This window comes from Paraburkholderia sp. WC7.3g (genome assembly GCF_050436345.1).
In the GTDB taxonomy this organism is placed as follows: Bacteria; Pseudomonadota; Gammaproteobacteria; order Burkholderiales; family Burkholderiaceae; genus Paraburkholderia; species Paraburkholderia podalyriae.
This window is the reverse complement of sequence record NZ_JBNDMA010000004.1, coordinates 1803855-1824312: the sequence shown is the minus strand read 5'-3', so window position 1 is coordinate 1824312 and position 20458 is coordinate 1803855. Positions and strand designations below refer to the sequence as shown.

The 20458-nt window shown below is 63.4% G+C and carries 16 protein-coding genes; 9 read left to right on the top strand and 7 right to left on the bottom strand.

Features of this window, described 5'->3' with window-relative positions:
* Nucleotides 1-10 precede the first annotated feature (10 nt).
* The 9 genes from OKW43_RS42010 to OKW43_RS41970 all read left to right on the top strand — a co-directional run bounded on the left by OKW43_RS42010 (nucleotide 11) and on the right by OKW43_RS41970 (nucleotide 11881).
* A complete protein-coding gene (locus OKW43_RS42010; protein ID WP_429454703.1) occupies nucleotides 11-961 on the top strand; it encodes an SMP-30/gluconolactonase/LRE family protein in 951 nt (316 codons plus the stop codon).
* Entirely contained in the window at nucleotides 958-2202 is a 1245-nt protein-coding gene (locus OKW43_RS42005) for a ribulose-bisphosphate carboxylase large subunit family protein (protein ID WP_429454702.1), read from the top strand. The genes OKW43_RS42010 and OKW43_RS42005 overlap by 4 nt, the downstream gene beginning before the upstream one ends.
* Before the next feature lie 66 nt (nucleotides 2203-2268).
* Nucleotides 2269-3204 carry a D-ribose ABC transporter substrate-binding protein gene (locus OKW43_RS42000; RefSeq protein WP_429454701.1) on the top strand — a complete coding sequence of 312 codons (936 nt, stop codon included), beginning with the start codon at nucleotides 2269-2271 and terminating at the stop codon, nucleotides 3202-3204.
* An 80-nt stretch (nucleotides 3205-3284) separates the two neighbouring features.
* The gene (locus OKW43_RS41995; protein ID WP_429454700.1) at nucleotides 3285-3944 is read left to right on the top strand and encodes a DUF2291 family protein; all 660 of its coding nucleotides are present in this window, start codon (nucleotides 3285-3287) and stop codon (nucleotides 3942-3944) included.
* The gene (locus OKW43_RS41990; RefSeq protein ID WP_429454699.1) at nucleotides 3941-5506 is read left to right on the top strand and encodes a sugar ABC transporter ATP-binding protein; all 1566 of its coding nucleotides are present in this window, start codon (nucleotides 3941-3943) and stop codon (nucleotides 5504-5506) included. The genes OKW43_RS41995 and OKW43_RS41990 overlap by 4 nt, the downstream gene beginning before the upstream one ends.
* An 11-nt stretch (nucleotides 5507-5517) precedes the next feature.
* Nucleotides 5518-6585, top strand: coding sequence for an ABC transporter permease (locus OKW43_RS41985; RefSeq protein WP_429454698.1), 1068 nt, complete (start codon nucleotides 5518-5520; stop codon nucleotides 6583-6585).
* A gap of 18 nt (nucleotides 6586-6603) precedes the next feature.
* A complete protein-coding gene (locus OKW43_RS41980) occupies nucleotides 6604-7683 on the top strand; it encodes a Gfo/Idh/MocA family protein (protein WP_429454697.1) in 1080 nt (359 codons plus the stop codon).
* Nucleotides 7680-9638, top strand: coding sequence for a D-apionate lactonase (gene apnL / locus OKW43_RS41975; RefSeq protein ID WP_429454696.1), 1959 nt, complete (start codon nucleotides 7680-7682; stop codon nucleotides 9636-9638). The genes OKW43_RS41980 and apnL overlap by 4 nt, the downstream gene beginning before the upstream one ends.
* Before the next feature lie 1022 nt (nucleotides 9639-10660).
* Nucleotides 10661-11881 carry a YncE family protein gene (locus OKW43_RS41970; protein ID WP_429454695.1) on the top strand — a complete coding sequence of 407 codons (1221 nt, stop codon included), beginning with the start codon at nucleotides 10661-10663 and terminating at the stop codon, nucleotides 11879-11881.
* A gap of 261 nt (nucleotides 11882-12142) precedes the next feature.
* Here OKW43_RS41970 and OKW43_RS41965 read toward each other — a convergent pair whose 3' ends face one another.
* From OKW43_RS41965 to OKW43_RS41935, 7 genes are read right to left on the bottom strand one after another with little or no spacing between them, the layout of a single operon-like run.
* Nucleotides 12143-13351 carry an HlyD family efflux transporter periplasmic adaptor subunit gene (locus OKW43_RS41965; protein ID WP_429454694.1) on the bottom strand — a complete coding sequence of 403 codons (1209 nt, stop codon included), beginning with the start codon at nucleotides 13349-13351 and terminating at the stop codon, nucleotides 12143-12145.
* Nucleotides 13348-14970 carry an efflux transporter outer membrane subunit gene (locus OKW43_RS41960; protein WP_429454693.1) on the bottom strand — a complete coding sequence of 541 codons (1623 nt, stop codon included), beginning with the start codon at nucleotides 14968-14970 and terminating at the stop codon, nucleotides 13348-13350. Before OKW43_RS41960 ends, OKW43_RS41965 begins: the two co-directional genes overlap by 4 nt.
* Before the next feature lie 3 nt (nucleotides 14971-14973).
* Nucleotides 14974-15954 carry a glycosyltransferase family 2 protein gene (locus OKW43_RS41955; protein WP_429454692.1) on the bottom strand — a complete coding sequence of 327 codons (981 nt, stop codon included), beginning with the start codon at nucleotides 15952-15954 and terminating at the stop codon, nucleotides 14974-14976.
* Nucleotides 15955-15976: 22 nt separating this feature from the next.
* Complete coding sequence (locus OKW43_RS41950) at nucleotides 15977-17545, bottom strand: DHA2 family efflux MFS transporter permease subunit (protein ID WP_429454691.1); 1569 nt, start codon at nucleotides 17543-17545, stop codon at nucleotides 15977-15979.
* 24 nt (nucleotides 17546-17569) lie between these two features.
* Nucleotides 17570-18844: a glycosyltransferase gene (locus OKW43_RS41945; protein ID WP_429454690.1), complete on the bottom strand. Its 1275-nt coding sequence runs from the start codon at nucleotides 18842-18844 to the stop codon at nucleotides 17570-17572.
* 17 nt (nucleotides 18845-18861) lie between these two features.
* Nucleotides 18862-19428, bottom strand: a complete 567-nt coding sequence (locus OKW43_RS41940; RefSeq protein WP_429454689.1) for a methyltransferase family protein — start codon at nucleotides 19426-19428, stop codon at nucleotides 18862-18864.
* Nucleotides 19425-20351, bottom strand: coding sequence for an alpha/beta fold hydrolase (locus OKW43_RS41935; protein ID WP_429454688.1), 927 nt, complete (start codon nucleotides 20349-20351; stop codon nucleotides 19425-19427). Before OKW43_RS41935 ends, OKW43_RS41940 begins: the two co-directional genes overlap by 4 nt.
* Nucleotides 20352-20458 lie beyond the last annotated feature (107 nt).

The following is a 20458-nucleotide window of genomic DNA, read 5'->3' as shown; positions in this document are numbered from 1 at the left end:
CGATCAGGCTATGTCAGAGCGTGACTTTGTCGAACTCGACGAACGCTTCAGCCGCTGCGTGCGGCGCAGCGAGAACGTGCATCAGCTATACAGCGGCTGCCGTTGGGCTGAAGGACCGGTGTACGTGCCGGCGGGCCGCTATCTGCTGTGGAGCGATATTCCGAATGATCGGGTGTTGCGCTGGGACGAAACCGACGGCAGCGTCAGCGTATTCGTCACGCCAGCGCGCTATGCGAACGGCCACACGCTCGATCGCGAAGGGCGTGTGCTGCGCTGCGAACACGGCTCGCGCTCGCTCACACGCACCGAGCACGACGGTAGTGTGACGACGCTCGCGTCTCACTGTCAGGGCAAGCGGCTGAACAGCCCGAACGACGTGGTCGTGAAGTCGGACGGTTCGATCTGGTTCTCCGATCCGGCCTACGGCATCGACGACGATTTCGAAGGCCATGCCGCGCCGTCGGAAATCGGCGCGTGCCACGTGTACCGGATCGACGCGCACAGCGGCGAATGCGCGATCGTCGCCGATGACTTCATCCGCCCGAACGGGCTCGCGTTCAGCCCGGACGAAGAGCGGCTGTATATCGTCGACAGCGGCGTCACCCATGTGAAGGACGGTCCGCGTCATATCCGCGCTTTCGATGTGAGTGGGCACGCGCTGCGCGGCGGTGAGGTGTTCGCCAACTGCACGAACGGCATGTTCGACGGATTGCGCGTCGATAGCGCGGGGCGGCTGTGGGCAGGCGCGGCGGACGGCGTGCATTGCTACGACCCGGACGGCACGCTGCTCGGCAAGATTCTCACGCCCGAACCCGTCGCGAACGTCGCGTTCGGCGGCCCGCAACACAATCAGCTTTTCATTTGCGCGACCACCTCGCTTTATGCGGTCAGGCTGCCTGTCACCGGGGCACGCAGACCAGCCGCTCCATCCGAACACGAATCATCAAGGAGCACATCGTGACCGAACGCATCCACGCGACCTACTGGCTGGAAACCGGCGTCGACCCGCAACAGGCCGCCGACGTGATCGCCGGCGAGCAGTCGAGCGGCACCTTTGTCGCGCTGCCCAACGAAACGCCGGAACTGAAAGCGCGCGCCGGGGCTCGGGTAGAGCGTCTGCAGGTGCTCGGTCACAGCGACACGCCCAGTCTGCCCGGTGGCGTGCAGGCGAAACGCTATACGCAGTGCATGCTCGAGTTGTCGTGGCCGATCGAAAACGTCGGCGCGTCGCTGCCGAACCTGATGTCGACGATCGCGGGCAATCTGTTCGAGTTGCGCCAGGTGTCGGGCTTGCGGCTCAAGGATCTGCAACTGCCGGCGCCGTTCGCTGCCGCCTATCCGGGGCCTGCGTTCGGTATCGACGGCACTCGCCGGCTGTCGGGTGTCACGCGCGGCCCGCTGATCGGCACGATCATCAAGCCGAGCGTGGGCTTATCGCCGCAGGAAACCGCCGAGCAGGTGAAGCAGCTGGTCGCGGGCGGCATCGATTTCATCAAGGACGACGAACTGCAGGGCGATGGTCCGCATTGCCCGTTCGACGAGCGCGTGCGCGCGGTGATGCGGGTCGTCAACGAGCACGCGGAGCGAACCGGCAAGAAGGTGATGGTTGCGTTCAACCTGACCGGCGAGCTCGACCAGATGAAGCGCCGTCACGATCTCGTGCTGGCCGAAGGCGGCACCTGCGTGATGGCGGTGCTCAATTCGATCGGCCTCGTCGGGCTGCACGAATTGCGACGTCATAGCCAGTTGCCGATTCACGCGCATCGCGCGGGCTGGGGTTATCTGACCCGATGTGAAGCGTTGGGATGGGACTACGCGCCATGGCAAAAGCTATGGCGTCTGGCGGGCGCCGATCATTTGCACGTGAACGGCCTGCGCAACAAGTTCAGCGAATCGGACGACAGCGTGATCGCGGCAGCGCGCGCGGTGCTCGCGCCGGCGCTGGACGCAGCGCCGATGCGCGCGATGCCGGTGTTCAGTTCGGGGCAGACCGGATTGCAAGCAGCGAACACGTATGCGGCAATCGGCTGCGCGGATCTGATCCATACGGCGGGCGGCGGCATCTTCGGTCATCCACACGGCGTGGCCGCGGGCGTCGAGGCATTGCGCGAAGCGTGGATCGCGGCGATGGAAGGCGTGCCGCTCGAGCGTCATGCGGAGCGCAGCCGCGCGCTGGCGGGTGCGCTGGAATTCTGGAAGTGAGCAGATGAGCAAGATGCAGTGCTTGATGTAGCTGTACCCGATAACGAAGTACACAGGAGACAGACCATGAAAGCATCGAAGCGGTTGTTCGCCCAGGCGTTGGTTGCGCTGGCGGTCGTCGGTACGACGAGCGCGCAGGCGGCCGGCCTGATCGCCATCATCACGCCGTCGCACGACAATCCGTTCTTCAAGGCCGAAGCCGATACCGCGGATGCCCGCGCGAAGGCGCTCGGCTACAGCACCATCGTGCTGGTTCACGACGACGACGCGAACAAGCAGTCGCAACTCGTCGACACCGCGATTGCGCGCGGCGCGAAGGCGATCGTGCTCGACAACGCCGGTTCCGAGGCGTCGATCTCTGCGGTCAGGAAAGCGAAGGACGCAGGTATTCCGGCTTTCCTGATCGACCGCGAAATCAACGCGACCGGCATCGCGGTCGCGCAGATCGTGTCGAACAACTATCAGGGCGCGCAACTTGGCGGCCGCGCGTTCGTCAAGGCCTTGGGCGAGAAGGGCAATTACGTCGAACTGGTCGGACGCGAGTCCGATATCAACGCGGGCATCCGCTCGAAGGGCTATCACGACGTGATCGATCAGTTCCCGAACCTGAAGATGGTCGAGCGGCAATCGGCGAACTGGAGCCAAACGGAAGCGTACCGGGTGATGGAAACGATTCTGCAGAGCCATCCGGACATCAAGGGCGTGATCGCCGGCAACGACACGATGGCGATGGGCGCATCGGCTGCACTGAAGGCGGCCAGGCGGCCGGACGTGATCGTGGTCGGCTTCGACGGCAGCAATGACGTGCGCGACGCGATCAAGCGCGACGAAATCCGCGCGACCGTGCTGCAACCGGCCGCGCTGGCCGCCAACGAAGCGGTCGAACAGGCGGACAAGTATCTGAAAACGGGCGCGACCGGCAAGCCCGAAAAGCAGCTGATCAACTGCACGCTGATCACCAAGTCGAACGCCGGCAAGCTCGACCTGTTCGCGCTGCGCTGATCGCGGAGCGCCGTGAGGATGCGGGTGAGCATCCCTCGCGGCGCGACATGCTGTTCCATCGGTGTGGCATGAGGTGAACCATGAGAGGTTGCATCCGCGGCGCGCTCATCGTGATCGCAATGAGCGGTGCCCTGACCGGTTGCAAGCTGGTCAAGCATGACGCGCAGGCGTCGAAACATTCGCGCGATGCGTACGCATCCGCGGGCTACGATCCGACCGCGATGGTCGCGTCGATGTGGTCCAGCAAGATCGTGCCCGATGTCGAGAAGCGCGCGACCGACTACCCGACGTTGCGCGACGCGATCAAGGCGGACCCGGACGCGGCGGGCCGCAAGTACGGCTATCGCGGCAAGGACGACAGCGCGCCGTGGAATTTTCCGACCAAGCTGCACGGCAAGATCGTCGAAGTGGACACGCAATCGAGCCAGGGTACCGTCGGCGTCGATGTCGATGGCGGCGGCAAGGTCGACGTGATCGTCGACATCGGCCCGACGGTACTCGGCACCACGCTGCGCGACACGCTCGATTTCCTCTCGTTCGAGAGCTTTCGCAATCAGATCGAATATGCGCAGTTCGGCACCGCGCTCAACAGCTATGCCGCGGCGCATGTGATGAAACCGCTATCGCGCGACGGCCTGAAGGGCAAGGAAATCACCGTGACGGGTGCGTTCTCGTACGACTCATCGGCGGAACAGCCGGAAGTCGTGCCGCTCGCCATTGCCGTCGGAGACAAGCCATGAGCGCGACGCAAACGCAGGACGAGGTGATTCTGCAAGTCGAGGCGGTGACGAAGGTCTATCCGGGCACGATCGCGCTAAAGGAAGTGAACTTCGCGGTGCGGCGCGCGGCAGTGAACGTGCTGGTCGGCGAAAACGGCGCAGGCAAGTCCACGCTGATGAAGATCATCGCGGGCGCCGAGAAGCCAACGTCGGGACGGCTGATGCTCGACGGCGCGCCGATCGAGCTGGAAAACAGCGCACACGCATTGCAGCGAGGCATCGGCATTGTTTATCAGGAGCTGAATCTGTTTCCGAATCTGTCGATTGCCGAGAATGTCTTCATCGCACACGAACTCACGCGTGCCGGTGTGCACATCGACATCGACGCACAACGACAGCGTGTGCGCGAGCTGCTCGCGCGTCTCGAACTCGACCTGAGTCCGGATACGCTGGTCGAGGATCTGCGCATCGGCCAGCAGCAACTCGTCGAAATCGCGAAGGCGCTCGCGTACGACGCGCGTGTGCTGATTCTCGACGAACCGACTTCGGCGCTGAGCGCGGCCGAAGTCGACGTGCTGTTCCGGGTCATCGCCGAACTGAAAGCGCAGGGCGTGGCGATCGTCTACATCTCGCATCGGCTGGAGGAGCTGGTCCGGATCGGCGACTACATCACGGTGCTGCGCGATGGCCGTATCACCGGCCATCAACCGATGGCACAGGTCGACGTGCCGTGGATCGTGCGCCAGATGGTGGGCCGCGACACCAAGGATTTCTCGCGGCCGATCGGACACGCGCGCGGCGACGAGGTGCTGTGCGTGCGAGACGTGTCGCTGCCGGGCAAGACCCACGGCTTCACGGTCGATCATGTGTCGCTGACGCTGCATGCCGGTGAAATCGTCGGCATTTATGGGCTGATGGGCGCCGGGCGCTCCGAGCTGTTCGAGTGCATTCTCGGCTGTCACCGCCAGGCGAGCGGCGAGGTCGTGCTCAACGGTAAGCCGCTGCAACGCACGCCGGTGGCGGGCCGGGTCGCGGCGGGCATCGCGCTGATTCCCGAGGATCGCAAGACCGATGCGCTGTTACCGGTGCTGTCGATCGGCGAGAACATGACGATCGCGAGCCTCGCCGAGTTTGCGCGCGGCTTTCATATCAATTCCGCGCGCGAGCAGCGCTCGATCGGCCAGTACATCCGCGAGCTCGCGATCAAGGTCGCGGACTGGCGACTGCCGGTCAGCTCGCTGTCGGGCGGCAATCAGCAGAAGGTGGTGATCGCACGGGCGCTGATGACCACACCCACCGTGCTGCTGATGGACGAGCCGAGCCGCGGCATCGACGTCGGCGCGAAGGCCGACATCTTCAAGGTGATGCGCGATCTGGCCGTGAAAGGGCTCGGCATTCTCTTCGTCACGTCGGATCTGGAAGAGGTGATGGCGCTGTCCGACCGCATTCTGGTGATGTCGAACGGGCGCCTGACCGCCGGGTTCGACGCCGCCGACGCGACCCAGCACGCGCTCGTCGCCGCCTCGTCGATCGGGCATCGTACCGCTCACGTCAGCGCATCCAACCACACAATCACTGCATGAGGGAGAACCGGATGGCGATCATCTTGAAGGGCGAGGTTTCGGGCGCGAGCCTGAGCGAGGCGCCGCTCCTGTTGCTGTTGAAACTGCGCACCTTCATCGCGTTGTTCGCGGTGGTGATTTTCTTCTCGTTCGCGGCGCACAACTTCGTGAGCTGGGAAAACCTGCTGATCATGTCGCGCCACGTCGCGCTCAATGCCTTTCTCGCGATCGGCATGACCTTCGTGATCGTGGCGGGCGGCATCGATCTGTCGGTCGGGTCGATCGTCGGCCTGTCGGGCATGGTGGCCGGCGGGCTGATTCTGCACGGCATTGCGCTCGGCGACGAATACACGCTTTACCTGAGCGTGCCCGAAGTGGTCATCGTCGCGCTGCTGACGGGTGTCGCGCTCGGCGCGATCAACGGGCTGCTGATCACGCGGCTGAACGTCGCGCCGTTCATCGCGACGCTCGGCACGTTGTATATCGCGCGCGGCGCCGCGTTGCTGTCGTCGAACGGCGAGACGTTCCCGAATCTGACCGGCGATCCGGACTATGGCACCACCGGCTTTCCGATCCTCGGCTCGGCGACGATCCTGGGGATTCCGTTGACGATCTGGCTGCTCGTTGCGCTCGGCACGATCGCCGCCTACATCGCCGGGCGCACGCCACTCGGCCGTCAGATCTACGCGGTCGGCAGCAACGAGCGCGCTGCGCAGTTGTCCGGCGTGCGAGTCAATCGCGTGAAGATGTTCGTTTATATGTTCTCGGGGCTGTGTGCGGCGATCGTCGGCTTGATCATCGCGTCGGAACTGGTCGCCTCGCATCCGATGAGCGGCGAAACCTTCGAACTCAACGCGATCGCGGCGGCCGTGCTCGGCGGCACCTCGATGTCCGGCGGGCGCGGCAAGATCGGCGGCACGATCATCGGCGCGTTCGTGATCGGGATCCTGTCGGACGGGCTCGTGATGATGGGCGTCAGTGCGTTCTGGCAGACCGTGATCAAGGGCGTCGTGATCGTCGCGGCAGTAGTCGTCGACCAGATCCAGCGGCGTGTGCAGCAGCGCTTCGCGTTGCAGAAGCAGGCGGCGACGGGGGCCTGAGCGATGAGCGCAGCGAGCATGCGGACCGTTTCCAACGGGGAGCAGACAGTGTTCAAAGGTGCGTTGATCGGCTGTGGGTTTTTCTCGCGAAATCATCTGCACGCGTGGCGCGAAATCGGGGAGGCGCGCATCGTCGCGCTGTGCGACGCGGACCAAACGCGGCTTCAGGCGGCCGGCCGCGAGTTCGGCATCGAGCGTCTTTACACCGATGCGGCCGCGATGCTGACAGCAGAGCAGTTGGATTTCGTCGATATCGCGACCACGGTGGCGAGCCATAAAGCGCTTGTCGAACTCGCCGCGCGGGCAAAGCTCGCAGTGATCTGTCAGAAGCCATTCGCGCGCACGCTCGACGATGCCCGCGCGATGGTCGAAGCGTGCAACGAGGCGGGCGTAGCACTGATGGTTCACGAGAACTTCCGCTGGCAAAGCGCGATTCAGTCGGTCGGCGCGGCCTTGCAGCGCGGCGAGATCGGCAAGCCGTTCTGGGGACGCGTGTCGTTCCGCTCGGGATTCGACGTGTTCAGCGGCCAACCGTATCTGGCCGAAGGCGAGCGCTTTATCGTCGAGGATCTCGGCATTCATGTGCTCGATATCGCGCGGTTTCTGTTCGGCGACGTGAAGCGGCTCTATGCGAGCACATCGCGCGTGAATCCGGCGATCAGAGGCGAGGACGTCGCGACGATCATGCTGAGCCACGAGCAGGGCGTGACCAGTATCGTCGATTGCAGTTACGCGACACGGCTGCCGCGCGAGCTGTTTCCGCAAACGCTGGTCGAAGTGGATGGTTCGACGGGCACGCTACGTCTGTCCGCGGACTATCGGTTGCAGATTCATACCGCGGCAGGAACCGAAATGCGCGATGCGACACCGCCGACCCTTTCGTGGGCGAGCGCGCCGTGGGAGGCGATCCAGGGCAGCGTTGCGAGCATTCAATCGCACTGGATCGACTGCCTGCGCCGCGGTGTCGAGCCCGCGACCAGCGGGCGCGACAATCTCGCGACGCTCGCGCTCGTCGAGGCGACTTATGTTTCAGCGCGGCAAGGACGCAGCATCGAGATGACGGAGATGCTCGGCGCCGCCGCGAAGGAGGCGCAATGAGCGTGGACGTCGCGATAGCCCGCTATGGCACGACGCAGAGCAGGGAACAGGAGCGGTGTGTGCGGGCCGGCCCGTGGTCGGCGCTGCTGGTCGACGGTGCGTTGCGCGAAATCCGCTATTGCGATGTCGAAGTGATCCGCTCGGTCGCGTTGCTGGTTCGCGACAAGGACTGGGGCACCTGCCGTCCGAAACTGGAGGGCGTCGAACTCGACGAGGACGAGCACGGCTTTCGCATCGCTTATCGGGCGCAGTGTGCGAATCCCGATGGACAGGTGCTGAACTACGACCTGCGCATCGTCTGCTCGGCTGATGCCGCGCTGCGCTTCGATGCGTCCGTGACCGCCCAAAATGATTTTCTGACGGCCCGCTGCGGATTCTGCGTGCTGCATCCGATCGATGGTGTGGCGGGCGCGCCCGCACGCGTCGAGCATGGAGACGGAACGCAAGAGCAATCGGCATTTCCAGAGCTGATCGATCCGTGGCAGCCGTTCAAGGACATCTGCGCGATCGAACACGATCTCGCCTGCGGGCTCACTGTGCGCTGCGCATTCACCGGCGACGTGTTCGAGATGGAAGACCAGCGCAACTGGTCCGATGCGTCATTCAAGACTTATTCGCGGCCGCTCGCGTTGCCGTGGCCTTACACGCTCCGGGCAGGGGCCGCGGAGCACCAGAGCGTGACGCTGAGTGTCGGAGCGCGCAGCGGGGCGGTATCGGGCAGCGCGGGTGTGCCGTCGATCCAGGCGCAAGACGATACTGCGACGATCACACTTGACCTGACTCAGGAAACGAACGAAACGATGCCGGCCCTCGGCATCGCGATTGCCGCTAGCGAGATCGACGCAGCGCTTGCGCATCCCGGATTGCTTGCCGAGCTGGCCCCTCAGCAACTCACGTTGAGCTTCGATCCCGTGGCGGGACACGGCATGGCCGAACTGGAACGGTTCGCGGCATTGCAGCGGCGCACGGGTATCGCGGCCGTGCTCGAATACGCGCTGCCCGGCATCGATGAACCGCGGTGCGAACTCGACGCGCTGGCCGCGCTGATCGAGGCGGCAAAACTGCCTATCGACGGGATCATCGTCAGCCCCTCCGTGCACCGGCAGTCGAATCCGCCGGGCAGCATCAGCCCGCCGTGCCCGGCGCTCGACGACGTGTATCGCGCCGCGCGCGCCGCCTTTCCGGGACGCAGGATCGGCGGCGGGATGCTGAGCTATTTCACCGAGCTCAATCGTAAGCGCCCGCCGCTCGCGCTTGTCGATTGGGTCACGCATGCGACGTGTCCGATTGTCCACGCGGCCGACGATCGTAGCGTGATGCAGACGCTCGAAGCCATTCCACACATCACCCGATCATGTCGCTCGCTGGTCGGCGCGCAACCTTACTCGATCGGGCCGGTGTCGATCGGCATGCGCCAGAATCCGTACGGCTCGCGCGTGATGCCCAACCCGCACCGCGAACGGATTGCGATGGCCGGCCTCGATCCGCGGCAGACCTCGCTGTTCGGCGGCGCGTGGCTCGCGGGTTACGCGGCGGCGCTCGAAGGTGCGCAGATCGACACCTTGACGCTAGGTGCGTTGACGGGAGAGCGAGGTCTCGCAGACGTCAGCGATGGCGTGACGCGATATCCGATGTTTGCAGTGGCCCGCGTGCTCGCTGCCATGTCGGGGTCGGACAGGCTTCCTGTCGCCGTCGCAGCGGCGCAGCGGTCCGCGATCGCATGCATCGCCGCCCGCGACACGCAAGGGCGCATTCGAGTCGTGGTAGCCAATCTGACTGACCGCGCGCACACGGTGCGACTGACGCTTGTTGGGGGGACCGCATCTTTCCACGCGTCTATCCTTGATGAAGAGACGGTGCGAGACACGGACGTCATGCCGTGTCCCGCGCGGGCGGAGCTTATTCGCCCGGTGTTGCTGCGTCCGTATGCTTTGGTTATCGCGGTGGCTGTTTGACTTTCGTGCATTGACTCGACGTGATGACGGAAATTGCGCGGTAGCGCGTCAAACATGTAGCCGCCTTGGACAACAGCGCGCGCGTCGCTGATTGCGCTCAGCCGGTTATCCCTTCTTGCGATCGAAAAGCGACGATTTTTGTCGCTCAGCCAGAGTCAGATATCTGCGCTCGCGCGCATTTGCCGCTGCTCCAGCCGTAACTTTTCGATACAACTCCCTACGGTCTTGGGCGCCAATGTCGAACAAATGTCTTTCCGCTTCTCTCTAACTGATAGGAGGTGAAAGTGGTGTCGGTGTCGGCTTCAGTGGCCACGGCGAGCACGGTGGACATGGCGGCCACGGCAGGTAACTTTAGGTAGCCCCGCGGTGAGATATTTGCCTGGAAGGTCATGCCGCACCTGCAGCATTCCGGCCGGAACAGGCATCGAACCGCACGTATTGAGCGCCTCCACTGTTGGACCGATGGAGAGGACGATGACTATGATCAGATGGACCCTGGCGGTTGGCCTGGTATGCGGATGCAGCCTGGCCGGTACGGGCAACGCGGGAACAAACGACCGGGCTTTAAAGCTGCTGCAGTTGCAAACCTTAAATCGTATAGCGTCGGAGAGCGCGCCGACGAAGAAGAACGCTTCGAGCGACAACAGTGCGCGCCAGGATCGTGGGGCAGGCCGTCCAGGGGGCCAGCCACAGCCAGACAATCGAGGCGCTTCCGGCAACGTGCCGGCGCGAAAGCCATAACGGATCGGCCGGGTACAGCGCTTGCTGCTGGTAGCGCACTCTGTCCGTGCTCCGCGAGGGATGAACAACCACGATGGTACGAGGATAGCTCCTTGCATAAGCTGACATTCCTCCGTTAAATCTTATGGAAATCTGAAGCACGACATCTACTACCTGGGAAAACGATAAGGACCGCTGTTTAACGAAATGCCTAAGCTATAGCAGCGTCCCTTTCTTCCGGCACGCGCTTGAGCCAGGTCTATTCCGACGACGATGATGGGAGGTGTACGATGCGGAGATACGTGTGGACGAATGCATTGGCGACTTCTGCGGCTATCGCGATTGCAGGTTGTGGTGGTGGGGATCATCTCAACACTAGCGGACCGCATCATGTATCGGACATCGCCATCCCAAACATCGCGGCAGGCGTCAACTTCTCATTCGATATCGGCACCGTTTCGGGTAGCCAATACTATTTCACCGACAGGAATAACGCATCTCTGGATCAAATCGACATACTGTCGAAGACCTTCGTCAAGTCCATCAAGGGAAGCGGCCCGCTCGCGTTCACGGGGCTTGGCCCGGGGCCGAATTCACAGGCCGGTCCGGACGGCGCGACCCCTGTCGGCGACCTCATCTACGTGGGCGACGTGAACTCCGTGAAGGTGGTCGATCCCGCTGCTGGCGTCGTGACAAGCAAAATCACGGTGAGCACGACGGGCCTGCGCGCGGATGAAGGTTGTCTGGATCCCACGCACGGCATCTTTATGATATCGAGCCCGGAAGAGACGCCGCCGTTCGCCACCTTCATCAACACGGCCACGCAGACCGTCGTCGCCAAAGTGACGTTCACCGACAGCGCAGGCAAGCCCACCGCGGGCCTCGAAGCCTGCCGGTACGATTCCGCCAGCGACAACTTCTATGTGAACGTCGACGGAAGCACGGCGAATCCTCATGGCGAACTGGTGAAATTGCCTGGGGCGTCCATTCGCGCGATACCGAAGGGTGGCACGCAGAACTACGCGACCCTTGCGGGCGTCGCGATGTACCCCGAAGGCAATTGTGATCCTACTGGGCTGGCACTCGGACCCGGAAACGATATCGCGGTCGGGTGCAGGGAAGGGACGACTGGCGCGCCCTTGCTCATGCAGATTTTTGACCGTTCGAACGGCGCGCTTCTGGCGTCCCTGAACGCAGGCGGCGGCGATCAACTCGAATATGATCCGTCCACCAATCGCTACTACAACGCAGCGAGCCGGTGGACGTCTTCTGGCAATGCGTCGACGAACGGCGCCTGCTCGACGGCATCTCCATGCACGCCTGTGTTGACTATCGTCGATGCCGGCAATCGCAGTGTCGTTACCCGCCTGAACGCGGGCAATAACGCGCATTCGGTTGCGATCGACCCGGCGAGCGGGCTCATCTTCGTTCCATACTCTTCAGCGACAGCGCCGGCGGGGTGTCCGAGTTGCGCGGCAAACGGGTTCGTCAACGGCGGGGTGTCGGTATTCGCCGCTAAGTGAGGCGCGGCACAACTTCGGGGTTCACTTGCGTGACATCTTGACGCGCATGTAATAGTAAGCTGGAAGGCGGCGCGCCGGCCTGGAGGTACGGGTCGCCGCCCAACCAGTCCCATCCGCACTCGTCGTATAAGGTCTCGAACCAGCCGGCGCACACGCGCCATTCCATCTCACATCATCCGACCTTAGCGGATCCCGCGTTTGATCAGTCGAGAGGACCGTATTCCAAACAATAAGGGCTTCCGCCCCTCTGCGCTGTCGAACTCAATCCTCACCGGCGTCATGGGAGCCCAAGCTATCGCTCTTCCCGATCAACTTTCTCGCGATGGTCTCCGCGCGCGTCATGTCATCGTCAGGCGCTGGTGCCGCGTTTGCATCCGCCCGCGCGGTGGCGCTGGTGCTTAGCGCTCCGTCGCGTTGATGCGTATCGACCGACACTGTCATCGAGAGGCCGACTCGCAACGGATGCGCGGCCAGTTCCTCGGGGTTCAGCGAAATGATGACGGGCACGCGCTGAACGACCTTGATCCAGTTGCCGGCCGCGTTCTGCGGCGGCAACATGGAAAAGGCGCTGCCGGTTCCCGGTGACAGTCCGCCAACCCGGCCATGAAATACCACGTTCGATCCGTAGAGGTCGGCGACCGCGGAAACTGGCTGGCCGATACGCAGGTTGCGGACTTGTCCTTCCTTGAAGTTGGCCTCGATCCACAACTGCTTGACGGGCACGACCGTCATCAGCTGTGCGCCGGCCGCAACCGGCTGGCCGATTTGCACCGAACGCAGGGCAACGGCGCCTTCGACCGGCGCAACGAGTGTCGTTCGCGCGTTTCGGACATACGCAAGCTCCACTTGCTGTACGGCCTGCATCACGGCCGGGTCGTCTTCGATTCGGCCCGAGCCGCTCGCGGCGAGTCCGCTGGCAAGCTGACTGCGGGCCGATGCAAGATTGGCCCGCGCAACTTTCACCGCTTCCTCGGCTCGTGCATACTCTTCCGCGGAGACCACTTCCACCGTTGCGCCCGAGCGCGCTTTCAGGCTCTGTTCGGCAAGCGCGAGCTCCGCGGCGCGCGCGTCGACGGCAGCCCGGTACATGGCGTTGGAGAATCTGGCGCTGCGCGCCTGCCTCACCGCGCGGATCAACTGTCCCTCGGCCTCTTGCAGCGCGATGCGCGCCTCGGTGTCGTCGAGCCGGACAAGTGGTTGACCGGCCTTGACGTACTGCGTATTGCCGACCAGCACTTCGCGCGCCGTGCCTGCAATCCGCGCGGCGATCGGCACCACGTTGCCGCTGATATACGCATTGTCCGTTTCCTCGACGTAACGCCCAGAGACGAACCAGTGCACGCCCGCCGCAACCGCCGCCACCGACACGACGCCGAACAGCAGCGCGAGCCGGCGGTTCCGGCGGCTGACCTTCGTTGTATCGCGCTCCGTCATCGGCACGCGTTCGCCAAGCAGATTTTCTGTACTCATGAGGCCTGGCTGGAGGAGGGAAGGAAAGAAGAGCGGCGATCGCGGCGGCTATCGCTGATGTTTTCGTGCGACCCCTGATTCGCGCGGCTGGCCGGCGAAGCGGCCGAGGGGCTGCTTGCGGTCGCATCGAACCCACCGCCGAGCGCCCGGATCAACGCGATACGAGCATCGCGTCGTTGCCCGTTGAGTTCGAGCAGACGCAACTGATCATCGAGCCGCATGTCACGCAGCGCCAGCACGTCCGCCTGCTGGACGAGGCCACGGCGTTGCCGTTCGGTGGCGACGGTGAGCATCCTGTCGCGCGCCGCGGCTATCTGTGTCTGTGCGTCGATGAGTGCGGTGACGTTGCGCATTGTCGCGATGGAATGGGCGACCTCGGCCAGCGCGCCGTCAAGCGTCTTGTTGTACAGCGCGATCATTTCGTCGGCTTGCGCGTAGTCGCCATGCAGTTGTGAGCGCAGCCGCGAGCGTTCGAAGACCGGCAACGAAACGGCAGGGCCCAATGCGAAGAAGAGCGACGCGCTCGAAAACAGCGAGCCGAGGCTAAGGGAGGCCACGCCGCCCGCCGCGGACAGATTGATGTTCGGATAGAACGCCGCGCGCGTTGCCGCGATTTTTGCGGTCGCGGCCTGCACGCGCAACTTTGCGGCGACGACGTCCGGGCGCCGGCCGAGCAGGTCGAATGGCAGATTCGCGGGCACGGAGATAGTAGCGGCGTCGGCGTTGGCAAGCGTGGGGCGCCGCAATGCGAGGCCGCGTTCCGGTCCCTCGCCAGTCAGGACGCCGATCTGCAATTGCGTTTGCGTGATCGCGTCGTCGGTCGTCTGCAATTGCATGCGCAGCGTGGCCTGCTCGATACGTGCCTGCTGCGCGGCGTAGGTGCTGTCGATTCCCCTTGCCTCGCGCGTGCGCCGGATCTCATCGAGTTGGTCCGCTTGTTGCCGCTTCGCCGCAACAAGATCCCGCTTTGCGTATTCGTCGGCAAGACGGCCGTATAGCGTGACCAGCGACGTGGTGATGATCAGGCGGGCCTGCTGTTCTTCGACATGCGCAGCGTCGCGTGCGGACACGAGCTCCTGGGTCACGGCACGGTTCCTGCCCCACAGATCCAGGTCGTAGTTCGCACCGGCGATAACGCTCGCGGGCGAGACCCACGGATCGCTGAAGAGATTGATGGGAACCGTGGTGCCCGCCACATTCACGTCCGCCGCGCCGTTGATGGCGGGCATGCGCGCTTTGTATGCCGCGGCCGCGACGCCGCCCGTGAGTCCCGTGCCCGAAGCGAACTGGTCGAGTTGCGATTGCGCCTCGGCCAGACGCGCGCCGACGGCCTGGATGTCCGGATTGCCGGCGCACGCCTCGGCGATCAATGCATCGAGCTGCTTGTCGTGAAACGACTCGAACCATTGCGCTTGCGGCCATGCGCCGTTTGCGGTCTGCGCATCCTGCGCGGTCCGCGCGAGCGCCTCGGGGCCCGGCGAATGCATCGCAAGCGGATGGTAAGAGCTGTTGTCCGCGCAACCCGCGACTGCGCACAGCGCGCATAGCGAAGCGGTGGACACGAACGCCGTCCATAGGCGCTTTCGTGCGAAGCCGATGCGGCAAGAATCGGTCGTCATCGGTCAGCCGTGTTGGAGGCGCGCCGCAAGCCGCGGGCGCGCCGTTTCGAGCGGACCGAGCCGGCCGAGAAGGCCGTCGACGATCCCGCAACCGATACTGGAGAGTTTCGCCAGCTTGCCGGACTCGAACAGCAGCACCTGGAAGACTTGCAGCAGCGTGATGAAATTGGGCACGAGCGCGACCGGCAGGGACGGGACATATTGAACGCACAGGTGCATGCCGTTACGCGCCATGTAATAGCGTCGAAAAGCCGGGTGATTCATCGACGTGATGCGCACCGGGCCGAGACGATGTTGCCGTTTGTGGCCGATGCGATGTAACAGCGTGAGCCGCGGCTCGACATAGAACTGGACGCCGCGCAGCAGTGCGCGCAATGAATATTCGGTGTCGACGTGATCGATGAACAGCGCTTCCGCGAACGCACCGAGGCGCTCGTACGCGAGGCGCGAGATCACGCAACCGGAGGACAGCAGAAAGGAGCACGGCTGCAAGGATGCGTCCGCTTCGAACACCAGCGTGCGGATCGAAAAGCCGTTGCTAACCATCTGCGGCAGGAAGTGCCTGACGTTCTCGTCGTAAATGCGCGGTCCGATCGCGAAAGCTCGTGGGCCGAGCGCCTTGCATGACTCGAGCATCAACCGGAAGTAATCGGTGCTCACCTGCGAATCCTGATCCAATAGCGCGACGGCGCCGAGGCCGCGTTCGAACATCCGCGCAAGGCCCCGGTTATAAGCACCGGCAATGCCGCCACGATTCGCGTTGCACAGATACTCCGCGCCGTGCGCGTTCAGCGCATCAGCCAACGCGCCGGAGGCCGCCGGCGAATTATCGACGACCAGCAACGGCGTGCCGTGCGCGCAGAGTTCCAGCAGATGAGTCAGGTGCTCCGAAGTTGGGCGGTGCAACACCACCAGCGCACCGAGCAGCGGCACTGCGTAACCGGCGCTGGCCGCAGCGCCGGAAGAGGAGATCGTCTGGCTCATGATCGTCACCCTGTCAGGAGTATTAATGTCCGGCGCGCTGGGCCGATACGCCGCGCCAGGGTTTGGTGGCCCACATCAGCGCCGCGAGCGCGAGGCACACGAGGCTCGCCACGTAAAACAGGTCGTTGGTCGCCATCATGTACGCCTGTTGTTGAACGACATCGCGGATGGCCGCTAATGGGTTGGCGCCGAATCCGAGCGTTTGCAGCGACCGCGTGAAAAGGCCGGTGCCCTCGGATGCCTGCGTGACAGATTGCGCGAGTGTGCCGTAGTGATGTGCCGCGCGGTTGTCCCACCAGGTCACGCTGAGGGCGGTGCCGAGCGCGGCGGACAGCGTGCGCAGGAAGTTCGACAGGCCCGATGCGGCAGCGAGCTTCTCGTTGGGAATGCGCGACAGAATCGCTGCGCTCAGCGGAATGAAAAAGCAAGGCAGGCCGATACCTTGAATAAACGTCGGCGTGACGATTTGCCAGAAAGACATCGTCAGCGTGAAGTGCGCGTCCCATGCCAGCACCGCGAAAAACACGAGAAAGCCGAACGATGTCACGACGCGGGCATCGAACCGGTCCAGAAAAATCCCTATCAGCATGGAAAAGACGAGGGCGAGGATGCCGAGCGGCGCAACGCTCAGTCCGGCCTGAAACGCGGAGTAGCCCATCACGGTTTGCAGCCACAGCGGAAAGATGACGCCGATCACCGAAAAGCTCACCATCCCGAGACAAATGATCGCGACGCCGAAAGAGAAAGTGCGGTCGCGAAACAGGTCGAGGTCGATGACGGGAAAAGGTTCAGCCGACTCCCAGATCAACAGGCAAACCAGCGCGAGCGCGGCGATCAACGACAGCGCAACGATCAGCGGCGAGTCGAACCAGCCGTGGTCGCGCCCGAGGTCGAGCACAGCCTGTAGTGCGCCCACGCCGACGACGAGCAGCACGATACCCATCATGTCGATCGGCGGCTGCCGGGTATCCGGACGCTCGCGCGGCAATAGCGCGGCGCAGGCCGCGAAGGCGAACAGGCCGATCGGCAGATTGATGAAGAAGATCCACGGCCAGGAGAATTGATCGATGATCCAGCCACCAAGCACCGGACCGAAGATCGGCGCGAGCAGAACCGTCATTGCCCACAGTGCAAGCGCGAGCACCCGCTTGTGCGGCGGAAACGAGCGCAACAGGATGGCCTGCGACAGCGGCACCATCGGACCTGAACAGAGTCCCTGCATGGCGCGGCATAGAACGAGCAGTTCCAGGTTGCCGGCGATGCCGCACAGCAGCGACGTCAGCGTGAACAGCAGCACTGACCAGACGAAAAGGCGTGCTTCGCCAATCCTCTGTGACAGCCATCCCGTCAGCGGAACCGCGATAGCCGCCGCGACCGAATAGGAACTGATGACCCACGTCGCCTGGGAATTCGACACGGCGAGGCTGCCGGCGATGGACGGCACGGCGACGTTCGTGACCGTCGAGTCGAGCACCTCGATGAAGGTGGCGAGCGAGAGCGCGAAGGTCAGCAACGCGAGCCACGCGCCGCGCAGTGGCGGCGCGTCGCGGCCGCCGACGTCCTGTATGACCATGCCGCTTGAAGTACTCATGTGGACGATATTTCCCGAAGCCGTTCAGGCGACCGAACGGATGCTGAGGTCGCCGCGCTGATCTGCGCAGCGTTCGATATATCGCGCGGCCGCCTCGCAGGCGTCGGGCGCCGCATCGATGAGCCGTTTGACGATCGAGCAACGGGCTGTCACGAGCTCGTCCGTGGTGACGCGCACGAGTGCCGAGGCCTGTGCCTTGCCGCTTGCGGGACTGTCGATGCGAAGGCCGCAGCCGCTTTTCGCCACGCGCTGCGCATTGTCGAACTGGTCGTGCGCGAACGGGGTGACGACCTGTGGAATGCCTGCCGCGTATGCGAGTGCCGCCGTGCCGATGCCGCCGTGATGGACCATGGCTGCGCAGTGCGGCAGCAGCATTCGCAAGGGTACGAAGTCGCGCACCAGCACGTCGCGGCGCGCGAGCGCCCGCGCTGCGGCGGTGCCGGCGAGCACGATCGCGCGGGCACCCGTGCGGCGCACGGCTTCGTCGACGGCGCTCAAATAGGTCCGCTCGTCGATCAGCGAGGAGCCTGGCGTGAACACGACCGGACGTTCGCCCGCGGCGATGTAGGCGCGCAGTTCGTCGTCGAAGGCGTTCGGCGCTACATCGTTGAAGAGGGGAAAGCCCGCCATGAAATGATTGCGCGGCCAGTCGGGTTGAGCAGGGGCAAACCAGTCCGGGAACAGACACAGCACGCCGTCGGGCGAGTGCAGCCACTCACCGAGTATACGGTTCGCGGGCGCAAGCCCAAGCTTTTCCCGGACGTCGTTCAGAGCAGGTCCGCACGCCTTGTCGAGCACGCCTTTTTCGATCATTTCCATGCACTTTGCCCTGACGCGTAGCGGCAGCCACATCGGCACGGTCAGACGCTTGTGCGTGGGAGGAGCGCTTGCGGAAAGCAGCGTCGAAGGCGACACCTGGACCGATACGTAGGGCGTGCCATGAACCTCTTGCATCAGACGCGCGGCGAACGCCCACAGCGAGCCGACCAGTATGGTGTCGGAGGTCGCTATCGCGGCGAGCGCATCGAAGTGAGGACGGATGGTCGGCGCGATGACGGTCCATAGCGTGCGAAACGAGGTCCGCGGATTCCACAGCGCCGGGCTTGCAATCGCCCGCGCATACTCGTCCCACGTTCCGATCGGCACGAACGCGAAGCCGTGTTGTGCCGCGAGCGCGGCGAACTGCGGATGCGTGCAGAACACGATCCGATGTCCGCGTTCTGCCAGCGTTCGCGCAATGCCGATGAACGGATGAACGTCGCCTGCCGAGCCGATTGCAGTAATGACGATTTGTGCCATGGTTTGCTCGTGGCTCCTCAATAGAGCCACGGCACGAGCGCCCGTACCTCCTCGCGATAGGCACGGTACGGCGTACCGAAATGCTCGGATAACCACTGTTCCTCGACGCGCACCTTATACGCGAGCGAAGCGAAGATCAGTATGAAGCCGATCACGCCGCGCCATTGTTCGTTGACGAGCGCGGCGCCGGCAATCGCCAGCAGGCAACCTGAGTAGATCGGATGACGCACGAGCGCGTAAGGGCCACTGCGGACGAGTTCGTGGTCGGCTTTCAGCGTGACCGACACGCTCCAGTTAGGCCCGAGATGGCGACGGCCCCACACTGAGAAAGCGAGACCGGCCACGACGATCGCGAGGCCGATCCATTGCTGCAAATCGAATTGAGCAGCCGCCGGACTCGAGACGGTGACGCCGTCCGGCAACACAACCAGCGCGCAGCCGACGATCAGCGGGATCGACTGAAGCGTGCGTGAAAGTCGATCCTCGCGTCTTAGGGTTTTCTTCACACCGGACGATGCTTTCATCCAGTAGGCGACCCAGACGGCCCATGGGCCGAGAACGGCAAGCGTGTGATAGATCGTCATTTTCCGCTCCCGAATTCGACGTTCAGTCCCGAGTGAGCAAACGTTTGCGCTTCTGCCGCGGACGACAGCGCGTCGAGCCGTGAACGATCGAACTCCTGGTTGACGCCGAAGAAGCCGAGAATCTCTTCGCGCATCGTGGAGGCCTGCGCCCGTCCTTCGAGTTCAAGGAAATGCCCGGTGTTCGGTGCGGTCGCGAAATGCGCGTGACGGACATAGCGCGCCATGGTGCGAATGTCGTGCGCAGTGGTGTATTCGTCGAGCTCGCCGTTGATGAACTTGACCCGGCAGCGAATGTTCGCCAACTGATCCAGATAGGTTTCGGGCCTTAACGTCAGTATCTGCTCGACGTGAAAGGCGACCTGGCTTTGCTCTTCCTTCGGCAGGCTCGTCAGATAGCGGTAATTCAGGAGTTTCAGTATGCGCGGCAGATGTTTGCCCACGGTGTCGTTCAGCAGTTGCGCGGCTTGCAGATTCTCGCCCGTATCGAGCAGATGCCTCGCTTGCGTCACATAGGCGACCATCGCATCGTTGAGAAACGGTGAGAAGGAGCCGATTACCGCCCGCTCGATAGAAGCAGGCTGCCGCGCCAGCGCGAGCAATGACGCGAGTCCTCCCCATGACACGGAATACAGGAAGCGGGGTTCGAAGTGTTGAATCAGGCGCAGCAGGATTTCGACTTCGTCCTCTTTCGTCAGGAGGGATCCGGCCCGATTGTGCTGCTTTGATTGCCCCGCATACGGCAAGTCGAAGCAAATGACGTTGTATCGCTCACCGAGATACTTGATTGTCTGTCCGAACGATGCCGTTGTTGCTAAAGCGCCATTGACCAATATTACGCTTTTACGACCGACTTCAAAAATGTGCGATTCGACTTGTACTTTAAGCGAGTTGGGTAAGCGAAAGATAATTTTCTCGACAGACATAGGTCCCCCTGCATTTGAAAATGCATGACGAATTGACGTTTATATGACGGCGACAATGCGGCAGACACGACGGGACACAGCGAGATAAGCTGCTGAAATCAATCGCA